We start from the raw sequence: 381 nt of genomic DNA, 5'->3' as shown, positions 1-381 counted from the left end.
CCATCGACGTGGCGCGGTGGCCCGAGGCGCAACGCCTTCAACGAGCCGACGTCGGCGAAGTGGATGGACGCAATGGGCATGTCTGCCTCCGGTCATGTTTCGGGGGTCGAGAGTAACCTAGTATTGACTAGGTTATGCCGACGGAGGTGCCGAAGAAAAGCCGGTTGACGGCGGCCGCACGTCGCGAGGTGATCGAGCACGCCGCCGCCGAGGTCTTTCCTGAGCGCGGCTACCACGGCGCCGGCGTCGGTGAGATCGCAGCTCGCGCCGGCGTGACCGTCCCGGTGCTGTACGACCACTTCGCGTCCAAACGAGCGCTGTACGTGCGTCTCATCGCCCTGCACTACGAGCAGCTCGCCGGCATCTGGGCCCGTCACAGCC

The 381-nt window shown here is 66.4% G+C and carries 1 protein-coding gene; it reads left to right on the top strand.

Going from position 1 to position 381, the window contains the following annotated elements; all coding sequences use genetic code 11:
- Nucleotides 1-134: 134 nt before the first annotated feature.
- Nucleotides 135-381 (top strand): helix-turn-helix domain-containing protein (locus tag I6F37_RS44955; protein ID WP_225155125.1); only part of this gene is annotated, 247 nt, incomplete at its 3' end.

The organism is Bradyrhizobium sp. NBAIM08 (assembly GCF_020193935.1).
Taxonomy (GTDB): Bacteria; Pseudomonadota; Alphaproteobacteria; order Rhizobiales; family Xanthobacteraceae; genus Bradyrhizobium; species Bradyrhizobium yuanmingense.
Note: the sequence above shows the minus strand (reverse complement) of the source record. Positions and strands in the feature narration are given on the sequence as shown.